Source organism: Guptibacillus hwajinpoensis (assembly GCF_020524165.1).
GTDB lineage: Bacteria > Bacillota > Bacilli > Bacillales > Guptibacillaceae > Guptibacillus > Guptibacillus hwajinpoensis_D.
Map to the genome: position 1 here is coordinate 86953 of NZ_JAIVKU010000002.1, position 17286 is coordinate 104238.

The 17286-nt window shown below is 39.4% G+C and carries 14 protein-coding genes and 2 pseudogenes; 12 read left to right on the top strand and 4 right to left on the bottom strand.

Features of this window, described 5'->3' with window-relative positions; translation table 11 throughout:
• Window positions 1-101 precede the first annotated feature (101 nt).
• On the bottom strand, window positions 102-428 hold the full coding sequence (locus LC090_RS02145) for a DNA polymerase beta superfamily protein (protein ID WP_369522711.1): 327 nt from the start codon (window positions 426-428) through the stop codon (window positions 102-104).
• On the opposite strand from LC090_RS02145, the pseudogene LC090_RS02150 reads away from it, so the two are divergent.
• From LC090_RS02150 to LC090_RS02185, 8 genes and pseudogenes are all read left to right on the top strand, one after another.
• A pseudogene (locus LC090_RS02150) lies at window positions 367-1890 on the top strand (T7SS effector LXG polymorphic toxin); the annotation flags it as partial. The gene LC090_RS02145 and the pseudogene LC090_RS02150 overlap by 62 nt on opposite strands.
• A 9-nt stretch (window positions 1891-1899) precedes the next feature.
• Entirely contained in the window at window positions 1900-2166 is a 267-nt protein-coding gene (locus tag LC090_RS02155; RefSeq protein WP_226654827.1) for a hypothetical protein, read from the top strand.
• Between the two features lie 644 nt (window positions 2167-2810).
• Window positions 2811-3248 (top strand): transposase, encoded by a 438-nt coding sequence (locus tag LC090_RS02160; RefSeq protein WP_226654828.1) that lies wholly within the window; start codon window positions 2811-2813, stop codon window positions 3246-3248.
• The gene (locus LC090_RS02165; protein ID WP_226654829.1) at window positions 3245-3511 is read left to right on the top strand and encodes a hypothetical protein; all 267 of its coding nucleotides are present in this window, start codon (window positions 3245-3247) and stop codon (window positions 3509-3511) included. Before LC090_RS02160 ends, LC090_RS02165 begins: the two co-directional genes overlap by 4 nt.
• 33 nt (window positions 3512-3544) lie before the next feature.
• Complete coding sequence (locus LC090_RS02170; protein ID WP_226654830.1) at window positions 3545-3892, top strand: PTS lactose/cellobiose transporter subunit IIA; 348 nt, start codon at window positions 3545-3547, stop codon at window positions 3890-3892.
• A gap of 1 nt (window position 3893) precedes the next feature.
• On the top strand, window positions 3894-5201 hold the full coding sequence (locus LC090_RS02175; protein WP_226654831.1) for a 6-phospho-beta-glucosidase: 1308 nt from the start codon (window positions 3894-3896) through the stop codon (window positions 5199-5201).
• Entirely contained in the window at window positions 5194-5664 is a 471-nt protein-coding gene (locus LC090_RS02180) for a hypothetical protein (RefSeq protein WP_226654832.1), read from the top strand. Before LC090_RS02175 ends, LC090_RS02180 begins: the two co-directional genes overlap by 8 nt.
• A gap of 15 nt (window positions 5665-5679) precedes the next feature.
• Window positions 5680-6159 (top strand): hypothetical protein, encoded by a 480-nt coding sequence (locus LC090_RS02185; protein ID WP_226654833.1) that lies wholly within the window; start codon window positions 5680-5682, stop codon window positions 6157-6159.
• Between the two features lie 346 nt (window positions 6160-6505).
• Here the strand turns inward: LC090_RS02185 and LC090_RS02190 are convergent, their stop codons facing one another.
• On the bottom strand, window positions 6506-8278 hold the full coding sequence (locus LC090_RS02190) for a metallophosphoesterase family protein (protein WP_226654834.1): 1773 nt from the start codon (window positions 8276-8278) through the stop codon (window positions 6506-6508).
• A 636-nt stretch (window positions 8279-8914) separates the two neighbouring features.
• On the opposite strand from LC090_RS02190, the gene LC090_RS02195 reads away from it, so the two are divergent.
• Window positions 8915-10525 carry an amidohydrolase gene (locus LC090_RS02195; RefSeq protein ID WP_226654835.1) on the top strand — a complete coding sequence of 537 codons (1611 nt, stop codon included), beginning with the start codon at window positions 8915-8917 and terminating at the stop codon, window positions 10523-10525.
• Window positions 10526-11025: 500 nt separating this feature from the next.
• Here the strand turns inward: LC090_RS02195 and LC090_RS02200 are convergent.
• A pseudogene (locus tag LC090_RS02200) lies at window positions 11026-11916 on the bottom strand (esterase/lipase family protein); the annotation flags it as partial.
• A gap of 408 nt (window positions 11917-12324) precedes the next feature.
• Here LC090_RS02200 and LC090_RS02205 point away from each other — a divergent pair.
• Genes LC090_RS02205 through LC090_RS02215 form a run of 3 tightly spaced genes read left to right on the top strand, consistent with a single transcriptional unit; the run spans window position 12325 to window position 15345 of the window.
• Window positions 12325-13611, top strand: a complete 1287-nt coding sequence (locus tag LC090_RS02205) for an ammonium transporter (protein WP_226654836.1) — start codon at window positions 12325-12327, stop codon at window positions 13609-13611.
• A 24-nt stretch (window positions 13612-13635) separates the two neighbouring features.
• The gene (locus LC090_RS02210) at window positions 13636-14613 is read left to right on the top strand and encodes a DUF294 nucleotidyltransferase-like domain-containing protein (RefSeq protein ID WP_226654838.1); all 978 of its coding nucleotides are present in this window, start codon (window positions 13636-13638) and stop codon (window positions 14611-14613) included.
• Window positions 14614-15345 (top strand): exonuclease domain-containing protein, encoded by a 732-nt coding sequence (locus tag LC090_RS02215; RefSeq protein WP_226654841.1) that lies wholly within the window; start codon window positions 14614-14616, stop codon window positions 15343-15345. It begins immediately after the preceding gene.
• Window positions 15346-15560: 215 nt separating this feature from the next.
• On the opposite strand, the gene LC090_RS02220 is transcribed toward LC090_RS02215, so the two are convergent.
• Entirely contained in the window at window positions 15561-16919 is a 1359-nt protein-coding gene (locus tag LC090_RS02220; protein WP_226654843.1) for an SLC45 family MFS transporter, read from the bottom strand.
• Window positions 16920-17286 lie beyond the last annotated feature (367 nt).

A 17286-nucleotide genomic window follows, 5' to 3' on the forward strand; every position in this document is an offset into this window, starting at 1 on the left:
TTATAGAAAGCAAAACGAGCCTTTAGAATCGCTTCTAAGGCTCTTTTTGTGTAGATGTTATGCTCTTTCCTTATTTAATAGAGTCATTTCTTTTGAACTGGTTACGAAGCGTCCCCGCTCCACACCTCTTCTAACGTACTCCTGAAAAGCTCATTTAATTGTTCCGTTGGATCCTCTGACTCAAAGTCTAAACTTTTTGTATAGGCTTCTAATTCATCAATTTCTTTCTGTAAAAAGGAAATAATGACATCAATTCTTGGCTCGGTATTGAATTCTTCTCCCGCGATTTTCCGTTTCAATAACGTCGTGATCTCTTCATGAAGATCTGCTGAAGGGGCTGCGTCCAGAAATCTTGAAAACGAAACAGTTGAGCTTCCTTTTTTAGAAGGTGAGCTATCGAATAGCGAAAGTAGAGCTAGAGAAATGATTGCTGATCAGCAGGAGGATTTGCAACGAATTTTCGATCGTATCAGCGACATTCAACTACTGGAAGTTTTTTCTCGGAACGATGTCGATCAACAGCTTGATGAAGCAAAGGTGAAAAGAGAAAAGACGATCGAGAGCGTTGGACAATTTGATGAAGAACTAACGAGTAAGTACACGATGTTGGAAAGCGATGAGCAAGTCCTTACCGCTTTGTTCAGTGAACTAATTAATGCCTCCACTCAGGGGAATCAGGTTTCATCGATCTACTACGATGCGGCATCTTTTCATTCGAGTGATATTTATTCAGCGATTTCTGCGAGCCAAGCAGAAGCCACTAGCGTGAAGAAAGAGCACACTTCACAGCAAGTTGAAGCAAGTGTTGAGGAAAATGAGAATCCTTTTATGGAATCGGTTAATAGTTTTAAAGAGATTGGTACTGATTTCTGGGCTGGCTTTCAAGAGCGTGGCGAAAAGAAAATGGATTCTCTCTATGACTTTGGTAACTACCTTACCTCCGGATTGTTTGACGGCGTAAGAGGTGCTGTTAGTGCAATGGACGATCGTTCTGATAAAGCTATTGCTTCACCTTATGATTTTGTGAACTACTTGACGAGTGGTGGAGCGGATCTGGTGAAAGGTGCGGTAAATCCAGGAGACGATTTTTCGAAAGAGCATTGGTTGAGTAGTTTAGGGCTGGCTTCGATGGTAGCTGGGGCGAAGTTGAGTGTACCTAAAAGCGGCACGGCTAAGATGAATAGTATCAAGCATACGGTTCATCCGGAAGCTAACCAAAAAGTGATGAAGCAAACGTATCGTGCTACTATAAAGGGATCTCTTAGTAGGACAAGAGTAAATTTGAAAGAGATTGGTAGAAATATTAATAGTTATCAGTTGCCTATTGAAAAGAAATTATCGCCAGCTGGAGTTGGTGGAGTAAACTCATTAATAAAGAACACATATGAGTCTTCTACTAACAATATTGTGAATAGTGTTAGTAAAGGAAATATAGTTGCTAGGAGTTCAGAAAGGTTAAAAATCCATGGTGAATATTCAACAGCAATTGATAATGACGTAAAAGTAATTGAGAAAGCAAATTTACCAGAATGGATAGGTGAATCTTTTAAAGAAAGTAATTATAGAACTGTAATTACTGAAAAAGACATATCATTATATAGAACGTATGGTGGTGTGGCCAAAATTAATGGTTCATTTGTAACTACTACTCCAGCAGTAAATAGAATAAATGCTAAGGTTAATACTGCTTTGCTACCAGATTGGAAAAATTCTAGACAATATGAAGCAGTAATTGAAGTACCAAAGGGTGAAGTTTTAAATATTGGTAGAGTTGCGGAACAAAATACAAAAACGGGAGCACTACTGAAAGGTGATGCAGATCAAGTACTATTACCACAGGGCTGGCCTTCAGAATGGATAAAAGAAATTAGAGAGGTTCCTAGTAGGTAGGAGGATATAATGGACAAGAAAAAGCAGTTAATCGAACAAATTAAAGTTGTGTTAAACCATCTTGAAAATAATTATTCTAATAAAATTACTAGTGGAGCACTACAACTTATTTATAAAAGATATAAAGATGCACTGGACATATTAGAGAATGATAAAGACATCAAAGATATTAATATTGTTGGTGGTATTAGGGCATATTTGGATAGCTATAGCGACTATGAAAATCCGTTATTAGGAGAAATGCATAAAGCCGAAAAATTGTATCAAACTTTATAAGAGTAATCGTGTAAAAAATAGGTATCACGGGGACGGTTTAAAACTAGTGAAAACATATAAAATACCAGGTGAGCCAAGCTAATAAATTGGTCACCTGGTGTTTTAATTTTTTAATGAATTAGATGACCACGCAATTCAAAACCTTATTAACCTTCTTTCTCTTTTTTAAAAAGTAAATCAGTAGAATCTTCCATTTGGAATCACAGGGACGGTTCTCATGATTCATTATAAAGTGAAAACTAGAAATAAGCGTCAAAGAACAAAAGGCGAATCCTTCAAGTAACACAAAGGACTCGCCTTTTGTAGTCTGAACAGCGCCATCGTCCTTTTAACCTTTTTTTAATCTTGCAAAAGATAGGCAAATGCCAAGTTAAACAAACGTTTGATTAACTTGGCGGTGTCAAATATAACATAATATCTAATGAAGGAGATTTTTAAAAGGGAACGAATAATTTTTTATAGAACGAATATTTTGCCCACTATATTAAATCCCCTAAGAGATGATTTCCCCCTTCCCTAATCTTATCTTAGTAACATGCCTGACTTTTTTCTAACATTTTCTAATTCCGTTTTACACAGCCTGAATCTCCACTATATTCCTTACTTCTGTCCGATCTTTATCTACTAGATTTAGAAGCAAAACGTTGATTTATCATGTCACTTTTAGAGGAGCCAATCGCAAAGAAATTTTTCATGATGATCAAGATCGGATTCGGTTTTTTAAAACGCTTGAAAAATATGCCCTCTTGTACGATATGAAATGCTATGCGTGGTGCCTTATGAACAATCATATTCATCTGCTGTTAAAGGAAGGAAATGAAGAAATATTTCTGACGTTAAAACGCATCGCCATAAGCTTTGTCCAAACCTATCATTTTAAATATCGTACCTTAGGTCATCTCTTTGAAGATCGGTTCAAATACCTTCTTACCGTCATGCGGTACAATCCACTCAAAGCGCGGATGGTTAGGTGTGTAAATGATTGGCCATGGAGCAGTTGTGCGGAATATTATCGAGGGTATTCAGAAATGAAATGGCTAGATTGTGAATATATTTTGAATTTCTTTGGTCACGAGAGTTGAAACGAATAAATGAGGTCACACAACGGCAGTTAGCAAGGCTAGGTCGTCCTTACTTAATTGTTCCATGGACGACACCTGCTCCAATATCAGGCTTATTAACGACAGGAGATTGGCGAGGCGCTGTCTTAATGTGCATCAACATCTTGATTGCAATGGGAATTTATTATCCATTCTTCAGAATGTGGGATAAAAAATTGTACCAAGAGGAACAACAAACGGCTCCTCCAGTTACCCAAACAACAGATTACTCAATAAATTCGTAACGACTACAGATTGAACAGGAGGTTTTGCTAGTAATGGATATCGAACAAAGCTGTATGCAATTAATACTTGAAGCATCTACTGCTAAATCGGAAGCTTTTGAAGCGTTACGAAGCGCAAAAGCAGGTCATATAAACCAAGCAGGAGATCAGTTAAAAGCAGCCACAACAAGCTTATTGAAAGCGCACAAAATTCAAACCAAGTTAATCCAAAATGATTCACAAGACCGACTTGGTCATATTCCCTTACTTCTGGTGCATGCGCAAGACCATCTAATGAATGCGATGGCTCAGAAAGATTTAATCGAAGAAATGCTGGATATGGTTTACAAACAAAGAAAACTTGAAACCATGGTTCAAGAATTAGCGGAAAGGAGCGTTTGAGGTGGATGGGTTAAAAGTTGCCATTATTGGGGGAGGGAGTAGTTATACCCCCGAAATTATTGAAGGTCTAATCAAAAAGCAGGCTACGTTTCCTCTTACAGAATTAGTGCTCTTTGATCTTCCAGAGGCGATAAATAAGTTAACGACTATGGCAGAGCTTTCAAAGCGGATGTTCAAGCGAGCGAAGATCGATGTAAAAGTTGAACATACAACAGATCGAAAAGCAGCACTTTTAAACGCTCACTATGTGCTTAGTCAATTTCGTGCCGGAGGTTTAAATGCTCGAATCCTTGATGAAAAAATACCGTTAAAACATGGGGTAATCGGTCAAGAGACTGTTGGACCAGGTGGTTTTGCAAAAGCACTAAGGACTATTCCCGTGACGCTAGATCTGTGCAAGGATATGGAAACCTATTGTCCTAACGCCTGGTTAGTGAATTTTACAAATCCAAGCGGAATGGTTACCGAGGCAGTTATTAATCATACCTCCATTTCAACTGTTGGACTATGTAATGTTCCAATCGGTCTTAAATTTCTCTCTGCAAGGTTACTTAATGTGGACGCAGAAGAAGTATCGATCGATTACATCGGACTGAATCACCTTGTGTGGGGCGAAAGTGTTTACTTGAATGGAGAAGAAGTAACGGAGAAAGTGCTCGAATTGATGGCAAATGCGACACCAAGTATGAAGAATATTCAAGGTGCAAAATGGGATCCAGTCTTTTTGAAATCACTTGGTATGGTGCCATGTGATTATCATCGCTATTATTATTTAACTGATGAAATGTATCAAATTGAAAAAGAACAGGCTAGCCTAAAAGGAACACGTGGAGAAATTGTAAAGAAATTAGATGAAGAGTTATTTACTATCTACAACCAACCGAATTTAGATGAAAAACCAGACCAACTTTCCCAAAGAGGGGGAGCCTATTATTCTGTGGCTGCAATCAATTTAATTGACTCCATTCATAATGATCGCAAAGATATTCAGCCTGTTAACGTTAGGAATAATGGTGCTATTTCGAACTTACCTGATCATGTGGTTATTGAAACGAATGCAATTATCGGAAAAAAAGTTTTGAAGCCACTGGCTACAGGAAAGGCACCATTAAAAATATCAGGACTTCTCCAGGCTGTGAAGGCTTATGAGGAATTAACTATTCAAGCTGCCATCACTGGTGATTATCACACCGCACTTCAAGCTTTATGTGCGAATCCATTAGTTCATTCAGCAAATGCAGCAAAAAATGTACTTGATGAGCTACTTGAAGCTCATAAGGAATACTTGCCACAATACTGTAATGGCTAAAGTAATTCCTCAAAAAGATATTTATAATTATCTTTATAATCCTAGTTTCAAGGGAATTAGGGGCTTCACAGCAGTCAAAGATCATACTATTAACTTAGTAACATTAGAAGATAACATAAAAGGTGCTCGTTTGGATTACAACAATACGCCTTTTAAAATCACTAAAGGTATTGACGGTATATCTGAGTCAACTGGTGATCCAGATAGATACTTTGGGGTAATTAATTATAAAGTAAATAACCCAGAGCTTTTATCAGTTCCAGACTGGGAAGCTACTCCTGACTCTTATCCTTATACTGGGAGAGGATTTACTGGAAGTAAAGAAGTCATTCTTCCAGAGTTCTACCAAAATGAGAGGCCTTTTTCTAAAGGGGATATATTAAAAGTGGTTGATGCTAATGACGGTCAAGTATCAACAATGTTTATCTATGATAAGAAAATGGGATGGTTGTTAGTAGAATAAATGGAGGAAAATATTATGAATACGAATTATGCAAAATATAATAATAATGTTTATAAGTTAGATATGGACGATGATATTCTGGAGTTAATGAGTGAAGATCCTACAGATTTAGAAAATGGATTTTCATTTTATGTAGATGTTTTAGGAAAAAAACACAATGACTTTTTTATAAAAAGGGTCAAGATAGAAGAGTTAGATTTAGTTTTTGAGATAAAAGTGAATGCCAATTATAAAGGAGAAGAGTTTGAAACATTGTCTTTGGGACCTTTTAATATCCAGGAAAAGAAAATTTCGCTTTTTACAAATAGCTATGTAGTAGCAAAAAAATTCGACTTCTATAAGCAAGAGCAGTTCGTATTTGTAAAAGAAGTTCCACTTCAGGAAATTGAATCATTAATAGAGATTCATATTCCGATTCTCGAGTTTAGAGATTTACCGACCTCTCGAAAGGTTATTGAAAAATCTGAAATTATTAATTACTTAAGTGCAATTTGATATGTAAAACTGGACGACGGTACGAGACAGATGAAAATGTAGTTACTACTTATAAAAGAACTTTTTAAGAAGGTACTTGAATGTCTCGCCGTATAACGAACGAGCTTTAGAAGCGATTAAAGAGGCTTGTTTTCTTTTAGAATCGGCGGAACGGTTCTCATGATTCATTCAGAAATTTTAGATAGTAGATAATAAATTACTGGTGGATAGGTGAAAAATCGTCTTTGATTTCTTTAACCTCAAAGAAAAACCAGGTGATCTAATCAGTAGATTAGATCACCTGGTTTATTTAAATTTTGTGTGAAAATGAATCAGTAGAACCGTCCCGGTGATTCGCCGGTGATTCTTAGTTTACGTTAATCTCTTTTGTGCTGTTAGCGGGTACAGTAATTTCAACTTCAACATACTGCTTGTTACCAGATGTAACGTTCTGCTTCACTGTGCCTTCCGAAGCCTGATAATCGCCTTTGACTAAATACATCGGTACACTTACTGTCATGTCCTTCTTCAATCGGTTTGTAATCGTAACAGTTTGACTTGCAGCTGTTCCGTCATTCGGGTTGGTAAAAGTTGATTCTAGAGACATAACGCCGCTTTCCGTATCGCCATGTTCATAGACAGGGACGGAGTGGCCTGGTTCTTCGTAGTTGTAATCAACGATTTCTCCGTTTTTTACCTTGAATGGACGGAAGCCAACCCATGGCTTCCCGCTTAGCTCAATCGCGGTTGTTGTCGTGTAGAGAATGCCGTCTTTTTCAGTTACATTGTCAATATGCGTGTGACCGTGAAGGCTTAAGTCCACATTGTATTGCTTCATAACGTCGATTAACTCGTTCGCATTTTCCCCGTGCCACTGCTGGTCATAATCGAGCCCCAGCTTTTCTCCTAGAATGAGAGTATCCAGTTTTTGTGGATCGTGTTGCTCGTCGTACTGTTTCCAGTACTTTTGTACGTCAGGATCCTCTTGTGGCCAGATGTCACGATCCTGCCAGAGAGGATTGTGATGAGAGAACAACCCGGTGATTTGACTTTGTTGAGCTGTTTTCGCATTATCAGCAAGGTCCTCTTTAATCCAATTCAATTGTTTCTCACGGATTTGTCCACCCCAAGTTGGGACAGAGACTGTACCATTACCACTGCGGTCGAACTTATTCCAGTCGAACGAGTTATATCCGATGAAGTGGGCATATGGACCGTAATCAAACGAGAAGTACTGAGGTCCAAAATATTGCTCCCAATATTTCGCACCGTCCGTTAGTGTCGCGTCCTGCGCATAGTAATCGTGATTTCCTGGAACGAGATAAACTGGGACGTCTAGCTTTTGGAGCATTCTGTACGTTTCTTCATATTCGTAGATGTATTCTTGCGGGTTCATTTGACCGAACATCAAATCCCCTGTTACAACAACGAAATCAGGATTTTTCAAGTTCACTTCTTTAATGGCTTTTTGAAGGTAAAGCCAGCGCTTTTCTTCGTCGGGGTTCCACATGCCGGTTTCTTTCAGGCGACCTGCGCTCACGGTTGAGAGATCATCCGTACTACCCAAATTACGCGGGGAACCAACATGTATATCTGTTAAGTGTAAGAAGGTAAAATCTTTATTGTACTCTTTTATTACTTTTACTGAATGCGGTTGTTCATCAGTTTGTCGTTGACCATTTGCTGTATACGATACTTCAAGGTCATACAGTTCTTCTGGAACATTTTCAGGAATGGTAACTGCTACATCATACATTTTTGATGCCTTTTTCCAGTGGGATTGTCCTGTTGAAACATTCTCAACTGGCAATTCATATGTTTCTGTAAAGGCTGAATGGTTCGTTGGCTTAAGCTTAACACGCCATCCCCCTGCTTCTTTCCCATGACTATCCATTTTGACAGTTAACGTTTGTCCATTCTCTTTAATGGCAGGTGTTCCAAAAAGGGGGGCGATGATATCGTTCACTTTCGGATCTACTGAGATGTTAGGAGCTTCATCCATGAAGTGAGTTGTGCTTCCGATTCCCCCATCCAATTTATCCACGGTACCTAATGGGTTGTTAGCAGAAAATGCTGATAATGGCCCGATAAACATGACAGATAGGATGATAGCTGCGATCATGTTTTTATGATTTTTCATAGTTTAGTAGCCTCCTGAAGATGTCGTTACCTAGAGTGTAACGGTCCTCTATGAAGGTGGTGTTAACTTTTAATTACAAACTGTTATGCGTGAGTGTTGGATTTGTTAATTGTTTTGAGTGGTAATCAAACGTTTGTTTAACTCACCGTTTCATTGAGTCTCCCTCTTCTTATTCCTATAAAATTCCTAATTTGAGAGATGGGGACAGTTTCCTCTTCCCACTAAGAAGGGAAACATTGTAGAAAAAGTTCTTTTCTCAATGAGAAAAGAACTTTTTTAAATTAGTGGAACTGTTCTTGGAATAGGGGCAGGGCACCTAAGTTTGAGAAATTTATTCATTTATTGAAGATCAATATTACACCTTCTTTAAATGAAAGGAGGTAATTATTTATTGGGAAGTGTGCAACCTTCAGTTAATTGGCTTTTCTCAGGATTAAATGACATGCATAAATAAACTCTCTAATTTTATTAAACACCAGGTGAACCAAACTACTAGATCACCGCGCAACTCAACATCTCGTTACCTCTTCTTTTAAAGTAAATAACTCAGTAATACCTTCCATTTAATTCAGTGAATAATTTCTCTAACAAGGGGTAGATAATCAATAGAATTCCAATACAACAAGGAGTGAAAGTATGTCTGTCATTAACAACGTGAAAATCTATCAACCTGGAAAAGAAACCATTGAAAAAGGTCATCTTGTGGTCGATGACGGGAAAATTTCTTATGTTGGAGACGGGGACTATGAGGGCGATCAAACTGATGTGATTGATGGGCAAGGAAAAACCATTGCGCCTTCTTTTAATGATACGCACTTGCATTTGCTTCGCTACGGGTTAATGAAGAAAGAACTGGATTTACGAGAGGTGACGACTTGGGAAGAAATGAAACAAATTGTACGAGATCGGTACACGGAAGAGAAAATGGAAGAAAACGAGTGGGTGATTGGGAGGGGATTAATTGATAGTCAGTTTACCGATCTCGATCATCTCTTAACTGCTCAGGACCTGGATGAATTGGAATATGAGAAGCCGATGTTTTTTCTTCATGATGATGGTCATGAGTGCATCGTGAATGATCTCGCCTTAGAGATTATTAAGGAACATGATGATCTTGAAAAGAATCATGACACATTTATTGAAAAAGATGAAAACGGAAATTGGACTGGCCGATTTAAGGACTCTGCTGTTCATTTTATTAAATTTCACTTTAGACAGAAAACAGAGGATGAGGTGTATGAAGCGATATATGATGCCGTTCCTCATTTACTTAAGCACGGGATTACATCAATCCATACAGATGATTTGAATTACACCGGGGCATTTGATCGCGTCTGGAACAGCTATCGAAAACTAGAAAAAGAAGGCGACCTCCCCGTTCAGGTTCACCTCCATCATTACGTGTACAACCTTGATAATATGAAGGAGTATTTAAATCACTATGAGCGACGAACAGGCGACGGTTCTGATCGTGTTCGAATGGGCGCTTTTAAAATTTTCCTGGATGGCACTCAGCGCCTTCATACGGCAGCGTTAAGACAGGCTTATCATGATCAGCCAGAAACAAGCGGCACGTTGATTTATTCACAGGAAGAGCTTGATGAAATGGTGAAAATGGCAGATGACAACAACATGCAGGTAACCATGCATGCCATCGGTGACCGAACGGTTGAGCAGGCGATCAATGCCATTGAAAAGGTAGGGGCAGGCAAAATGCGCCATCGTATTATCCATGCCCAAATTCTTGCGCCGGACTTATTGGAGCGGTTAAAGAAAATCAAACCTTATCTTGAAATTCAGCCGGGCTTCATGATGAATGAATATGACCAAACAGCTGATTGGGTAGGGAACGAACAAGAAAAGTATTGTAATCCATGGAAAACAGTCAGCAAGATGGGTATTCCGTTTACCGGAAGCTCGGATTGCCCGATTGGCCCCCTGTCACCAATGATGCACATTTACGCAGCTGTGACACGACAGGATGAAGAAGGGAAGCCAGAAGGTGGTTGGATCCCAGATGAGCGTCTTTCAGTTGATGAAATTTACCATGCTTATACCGCAACAGGAGCAGAGTTAGAGTTTCAGGAAAAAAGGAAGGGCAAGCTTGAAAAAGGACATACGGCTGATTTTGTTGTCCTGTCCGCTCACCCAGGAGAAGTTCAACCTCAACAATTAAAAGACATTGAAGTTCTGGAAACTTGGGTGAAAGGTGAAAAGGTGATGGCTAAGCAAGAGGAGTATGCGTGATCTAGTATAAGAAGTAACCCCCGATAAACGAAAAGCTTATTCGTTTATCGGGGGTTATTTCGTGTGATTAAACTATAAAAATGATTCTTAAACAAACGTTTGATTAAGTTAAGTTTTTGGCTTGTTGGCAGTGCTTTTTATTCTATTTTGCCAATCCTGAATCAAGAGAACCGTCCCCCTGATTCTAAAATCTTATAAGGTGTGTGAGGAGTAATCTCCACAGTTTTCTCTAATCTTTCACTATTTCTAATGATGATATAGCAAATTGTTTCTTTTTCCGTTGGAGAATAGTTTACACTGTGTGATTGAAGGATTTGTTCTGATAAAAATAGGCAAGTTAAATCGTTTATACGTAATTGATAATAACCAGTGTGGTTCGGATTGAGGGTGCAATTTTTTTCATTTTCAAAAATGTCGATCTTCCCTTTCCCTTTTAGTAATAAGAGGCAATATTCTTCATTGAGAAGATAAAAGTCGTTTAATATGGCATCCTCGATTTCAAGCTTTTCAGAAATGATCCCGAAACTTTTAAACAAAACTTCATTATGAGTTCCCTTTACAACATGTTTCTCTCCATCGATAGCAAACACACTTTTTAGCACGGCGTTCCCATCACCAGCTTCAGTTTTGAGCGCGTTGATTACTTTTCCATCAATCCAGTCTTTTTTTGAAGAGGAAGGGACAACCTCAAAATATTCGATTGTTTCTTCTCCAATTCCGGCAATGAGGGTGACCGCGATTTTTCTCTTTTTTAATTTCTTTGGTTTCGAATTCAGGTTATCGAGGATGTTGTTTTGGGTTTTCATGGAATCATATGGGATGGGGGTATAACCATTCGATGATTGTTTACATAACAAATAGCTTCCAAATGAATGGCTAGGGACAATATCGTGCAGCCCTTTAAAATAGTGATGGATAGCGGTTAGCTCGTTGGTATGGTGGATCTTTGGAAGCAACCATAAGTAAGCTTCCATATAGAGCCGCACCAGATTGAACTTTTCTCCTGAAGTAATTGGAAGAGAGCCGCCAGTCCAATAGCTTAAGTTAGGGGGTGATCCTGCATTCGGCGTACACATCATAATGATTTGATCAATGTCGTTCTTGTAATAAAAGCTTTGTGCATAGGTTCTACTTACTAATCCCCCCATACTATGGCAGATGATATTCACTTTCTTTTGTTTTGATACTTCCTTTGCTTTCTGTATCGTTTCATATAAATAATGCTTTGCAGAATGACGAATCGGTTTTCGCCAATCGTAATATGAGATAAAAAGATTTGTTCCTTCAATGAGCCCTAATTCCTTTTCAAGTAACGTGATAAAAGGCTTATAGACAATTCCAGCCACACCAAAGTGCCAATCTCCGGTACCCGGAATGATGACATCACTCATTGAACCAAAAAGACCAGGTACAAAAACTACAGGATACTCATTCCTTGTTTTAAGATGACTTTTAATTATTCCTCGCCCCCTTCATGGCGTTAGATGGATTGATATTAATTTATTTTTTTGTCACCTAAAAAAGACTTGCGAATCATAACCCAAAGAAATAAAGGTGCTCGCCATTGTAGAGGTTGGCATCTTTTTTATTTGTTAATTGTAGGCGTGTGAATGGACACAACCGTTCCAGTAATTCTTAACTAATCAAGAAAAGATAGTCGGAGAGATAATGTAACATGATTGTTGAAGGCAATTTTTGTTCATGCAAAAATACTTATAATAATAAATGTCAGATAAATTAACATTTTCTAAAAACCAGTGGTCTATTGGGGTTCTGAAAAAATGAAAGGGGAAGTTGGAATGGATTCGATGTTTTTGATGAATAGTCTTTGGGTGATGTTTTCAGCAGTGCTGGTTATTTTGATGCTAGGCGGCTTCATTTTACTTGAAGCTGGTTCAACGCGAATGAAAAATGCTGGCCATATTGCTGGTAAGACAATCTTTACATTTGGGATTGCTTCACTGGTCTTTTGGGCAGTTGGATATGGGTTAATTTTCGGAGAAGGAAATGGGTTCTTCGGTTTAACAGACTTTTTCTATTCAGGTTATGAAATTGAAGGATTAGGACTTTCGGGGCCTGTTTTCTTCTTATTCCAGCTCGCGTTCGCAGGAATTTCTTTAACGATCGCGTTTGGTGGCTTTGCCGAACGTGCGAAATTAACGGCTTATATTCTGTTTGCGGTATTATTTTCCGTTCTCGTTTATCCGGTTATTGCGCACTGGATTTGGGGCGGTGGCTGGTTAGCGGAGCATGGAAAACAAGACTTCGCTGGTTCTACCGTTGTTCACTTAACAGGGGCAATGGGCGCTTTTGCCGCAACCATTCTTTTAAAACCACGAATTGGGAAATACAATAAAGATGGTTCTCCAAACAACATTGCCGGACACAACCAGGTATTTACGGCACTTGGTGTGCTTGTCTTATGGGTCGGTTGGTTCGGGTTTAATGCAGGTAGTACGTTATCCGCAGACGCTGCATTTTTCGGATTTGTTGCGATGAATACAAACTTAGCAGCAGGTGCTGGAGCTGTTGCCGCCTTATTTGTTGCCTGGGCAGTGACAGGAAAAGCAGATGTACCAACAATGCTAAACGGCGGATTAGCTGGACTAGTTGCGATTACGGCTTCCTGTGCTTTTGTTGATACGTGGGCTGCCGTTGTCATTGGACTCGTTGCCGGATTCATTGTGTTTTACAGTATGAGATTTTTTGAAAAACGGAAAGTGGATGATCCGATCTTTGCGTTATCTGTTCACGGTGTAGCAGGTGTATGGGGAACGTTATCAAACGGTTTGTTTGCAACACCTGAACTTGCGACTGTTGGGAAGCCAGGACTTTTCTACGGTGGTGGTTTCGAACAGCTAGGCGTTCAAGCGCTTGGCGTTGGTGCGAGTGGCGCATATGCATTTGTTGTTTCGTTTATTCTGCTAGTCATCATTAAGAAAGTGCTTAACGGTTTACGTGTCACAGAAGAAGAAGAGATTATCGGTCTTGATTTGAGTGAGCACGGTAGCTATGGCTATCCAGAATTCTTGGAAACGCGCCACCAGTCAGGGCAGCATGGAGAAAGCAGCTCAAAATCCGGTTAATCGAAAAGCGAAGGGGCTGTCGATATGGAAGATGGTAATACTTATGAAGATCTAAGGAACATGAGAGAACAACAAATCAAGCATGTTGCAACAGATCATTCTGAGCTGAATCATTTCCATGATCACCTGATCGGTCAAGTCGTGCATCGTGCATTAGAGAAAGTGAAAAAAGAGTGGGGGCCTCCCCCGTCTCCTTTTTCATTTTTTTTAATGGGAAGCGGAGGTCGGTTTGAACAAGCGTTATGGAGCGATCAGGATCATGGGATTGTTTATGAAATGCCGAGCAACGAGGCGCATGACTATTTTCTTAAGCTTGGAAAAGAAATATCGGATGGCCTGCATTCGGTTGGATATGAATACTGTGATGGGAATGTGATGGCGTCCAATCCACTTTGGTGTAAATCTATAGAAGAGTGGAAACGGCAGCTTGAAAACTGGATGGAGGATGAAAGTTTTGAAGCAATCCGCCACTTATTGATTTTTATTGATGCAAGAGTGTTAGTAGGGCGGGAGTCGTATATTAAAGATTTAAAACATGTTATCCACACTCAAATCGTTGAATCACCATTCTTATTAAAAAGAATGTTGAATAATACGATGCGGCTACAAAAAGGGATCGGTGTATTCGGTCAACTACTCGTGGAAACGCATGGTTCCCACACGGGAGAAATCAATTTAAAACAGACGGCTTTATTTCCGTATGTGAATGCCGTCCGACTTCTTGCCATGAAGGATGGAGTAATGAAAACGTCCACTTTATCGAGACTGGATTCTTTATCCGATGAAATGAGCCGCTTTAAACATCACGATTACAAAGATAAATTTAGGCAGCTTTTGCAGTTCCGCCTAGTCTATGGAAAACAAGAAAATTATGAAGCCGTTCATTACGTGACGATTGATTCTCTCCCGAAAGAACAGAAGAAAGAGCTTAAAGAGATGATGAAAACAGGAATTGAGCTATACAATGACACCACAAAGACCATCGAAAAAGGGTGTTCCTAAATGCGGATGAATCAAATGGTTCAATATTTAAAACAGCTGTCTGGTAGAGTGAATACGAGCATGTACGCATCGATCCAAGATCAATCAAATCCTCATCACATTTCCATGTTAAGACAGATGCAAAAAGAAATTAAAATGAAAAACACGTTGGAAGTTCCTTTAAATGAATTACGCGTTGTTGTATTTGATCTTGAAACGACTGGTTTTTATCCGAATAAAGGCGATGCGATGCTGTCAATTGGTGCTGTGAAGGTAACGGGTGAAACAATTCAGGATGAGACGTTTTATTCACTCGTTCAGTCAAATACAGCCCCATCTGAAGAGGTGACAAACTTAACGGGAATTAAAGCAGAAGATCTCGATTCAGCGCCACCCCTATCAGATGTACTCGCTCGATTTTATGAATTTATTAAAGGGCACACCTTAGTGGCGCACCATGCCAAGCATGAACAAGCCTTCATGCAGCATGCCACTTGGAGTTTAATGCGCGCCAATTTCGACCATCGCATTGTGGATACTTCTTTTTTGATTCGAATTGCTGAGCCAGAGTTAAAAGGGTTTCAATTAGAAGACTGCTGTACGAATTGTGGGATTGAAGTAAAAGATCGCCATCATGCCCTTGGCGATGCCAAAATGACAGCTGAGCTTTGGTGTCATTACCTGAAGATCATTCAGGAGATGGGATTTACGAATTTGCGTGAGGTGTATGAGCAGTTGGCTAAGATGGGGTAGGGCATCATGGGGACGGTTCTCGTGATTCTTTAAATAAGAAAGAAGAAAGTTATATGATAGTAAGTCATGATAGGGTACTAGTAAGTTTTTGATGACAACAAGACTTAAAAACCAGGTGAACGAATCGATCACATGATTCATTCACCTGGTTTTTTGTTTATATAAAGTTAGCAGAATCAGCAGAACCGTCCCGCTGATTCCCGCTGATTCTTTGCTTACTTCGCATACGTCTCCTTAATAATCGGTACAGACAATGCCCCAACCACAAGGAACACGCCAGAAAGCAAAATCATAAACGGCATAGAAGATCCAATCAGTGGGAACAGAACAAAGCTTAAGCAAGAAGCAATGATCTGCGGCAAACAAATGCTTCCGTTAAAGAGTCCAAGATAGGTTCCCATATTATTCCCTTTCAGCGCATTCGTTAGAATCGTGAATGGGAAGGTCATCATCGCGGCCCATGCGATTCCGATTAGTGTAAAGGAAATCACCAGTGCCCACTGGTTGTGAACGAAGAAGACGGACCCAAATCCGATTCCGCCTAGTAATAAGCTAATCGCATAATAGAATTTTCTTGAGTTATTAGGAATACGAGATAACGCTAGAGACCAGAGGACAGCGCCAATTGACTGAACCGCTGTTAAAATCCCAAACCAGTTTCCGGCATCTTGGTACGCCGCACTTGAAGGGTCGCTAGTATTCCAAACGTTTAACGCAATGGCACCTGTACCGTATGTCCACAAGTATTGAAAACCCATCCAGCAGAATAATTGAACGAGCGTAACGGTCCAAAATACTTTTGGAGCGCTTCCAAGTAATTTAAAAATGTTTACTTTTTCTTTCGTTGATTCTTTTGTAATGCCGTGATAAACAGCAAACTCATCTGGTGTATACTCTTTTACTTTCCATACTGTAATGAGACTGCAGACAATGAGGACACCAGCTCCAACATAAAAGGAAAGGACAACTGATTGTGGCACAACACCTTTTGGAGCGCTGTTTGAAACGCCAATCATCGTTAGGAGAAACGGGAAAATACTAGCTAACACAGCACCACTGTTTGATAGAAAGCTTTGGATCGAGTAGGCAAACCCTTTTTGTTCTTTGTTTACCATGTCACCAACCATCATTTTAAATGGCTGCATCGCCATGTTTGATGAAACATCCATAAATAGAATGGCAATGGCGCCAAACGTCATCGCTGTCACTGCAGTAAATCCAAAACTACCTGAATTGGGCAAGAGACACATCACAATGACGGCAACAACAGCTCCAACGAGGAGATAAGGAATTCGGCGACCAAGCCCTGGTATCCAGGTTCGATCGGAGAAATAACCTACTAAAGGCTGGACGACTAATCCTGCAAGTGGTGGTAGGATGAAGAAGATTCCCAGATTGTGAGGATCGGCACCAAGTGTTTGGAAAATCCGTCCCATATTGGCGCTTTGCAATGAAAAGGCCATCTGAACGCCCAAAAATCCGAAGCTAATTAACCAAATTGTCGTAAGTGGCAGGGCAGGTAATTCTTTTTGATATCGTTTTTCACTGGTTGTGGCAACTTGTTCTTGTAACATCGTACTCCTCCTGTAAGTATGTATTGAGACGTGAATCATGCGATTAAATTGATTAAAATGTGCAATCGCTTGCATTTACGATAAAAAATATTTTCTGTTCGTGTCGTGACTTGTATGTTCCTTTGATAAGGGTAATTACATCATGATAACGCTTTATAAATAAGGCTTTCTTCCTTAGTGATAGTGAGATACTAAAGGAATGCTTCATTAATAAGATAAAGCGTTTTCCTTGAATAGTATATACTACTACGAAACATTTACGCAACCGTTTGCATTAATTTTTTCTTCTTTTGACAAGAGAATATGGTATGAAAAAACTCACTAGTTTCCAATTGATTTGTAACTTTTCTCCTATTTCTCCGTATAT

Coding starts and splice junctions, on each gene's coding strand:
- LC090_RS02155 (WP_226654827.1), top strand. CDS start 1,900: ATGGACAAGAAAAAGCAGTTAATCGAACAAATTAAAGTTGTGTTAAAC.
- LC090_RS02170 (WP_226654830.1), top strand. CDS start 3,545: ATGGATATCGAACAAAGCTGTATGCAATTAATACTTGAAGCATCTACT.
- LC090_RS02180 (WP_226654832.1), top strand. CDS start 5,194: ATGGCTAAAGTAATTCCTCAAAAAGATATTTATAATTATCTTTATAAT.
- LC090_RS02185 (WP_226654833.1), top strand. CDS start 5,680: ATGAATACGAATTATGCAAAATATAATAATAATGTTTATAAGTTAGAT.
- LC090_RS02190 (WP_226654834.1), bottom strand. CDS start 8,278: ATGAAAAATCATAAAAACATGATCGCAGCTATCATCCTATCTGTCATG.
- LC090_RS02195 (WP_226654835.1), top strand. CDS start 8,915: ATGTCTGTCATTAACAACGTGAAAATCTATCAACCTGGAAAAGAAACC.
- LC090_RS02205 (WP_226654836.1), top strand. CDS start 12,325: ATGGATTCGATGTTTTTGATGAATAGTCTTTGGGTGATGTTTTCAGCA.
- LC090_RS02210 (WP_226654838.1), top strand. CDS start 13,636: ATGGAAGATGGTAATACTTATGAAGATCTAAGGAACATGAGAGAACAA.
- LC090_RS02215 (WP_226654841.1), top strand. CDS start 14,614: ATGCGGATGAATCAAATGGTTCAATATTTAAAACAGCTGTCTGGTAGA.
- LC090_RS02220 (WP_226654843.1), bottom strand. CDS start 16,919: ATGTTACAAGAACAAGTTGCCACAACCAGTGAAAAACGATATCAAAAA.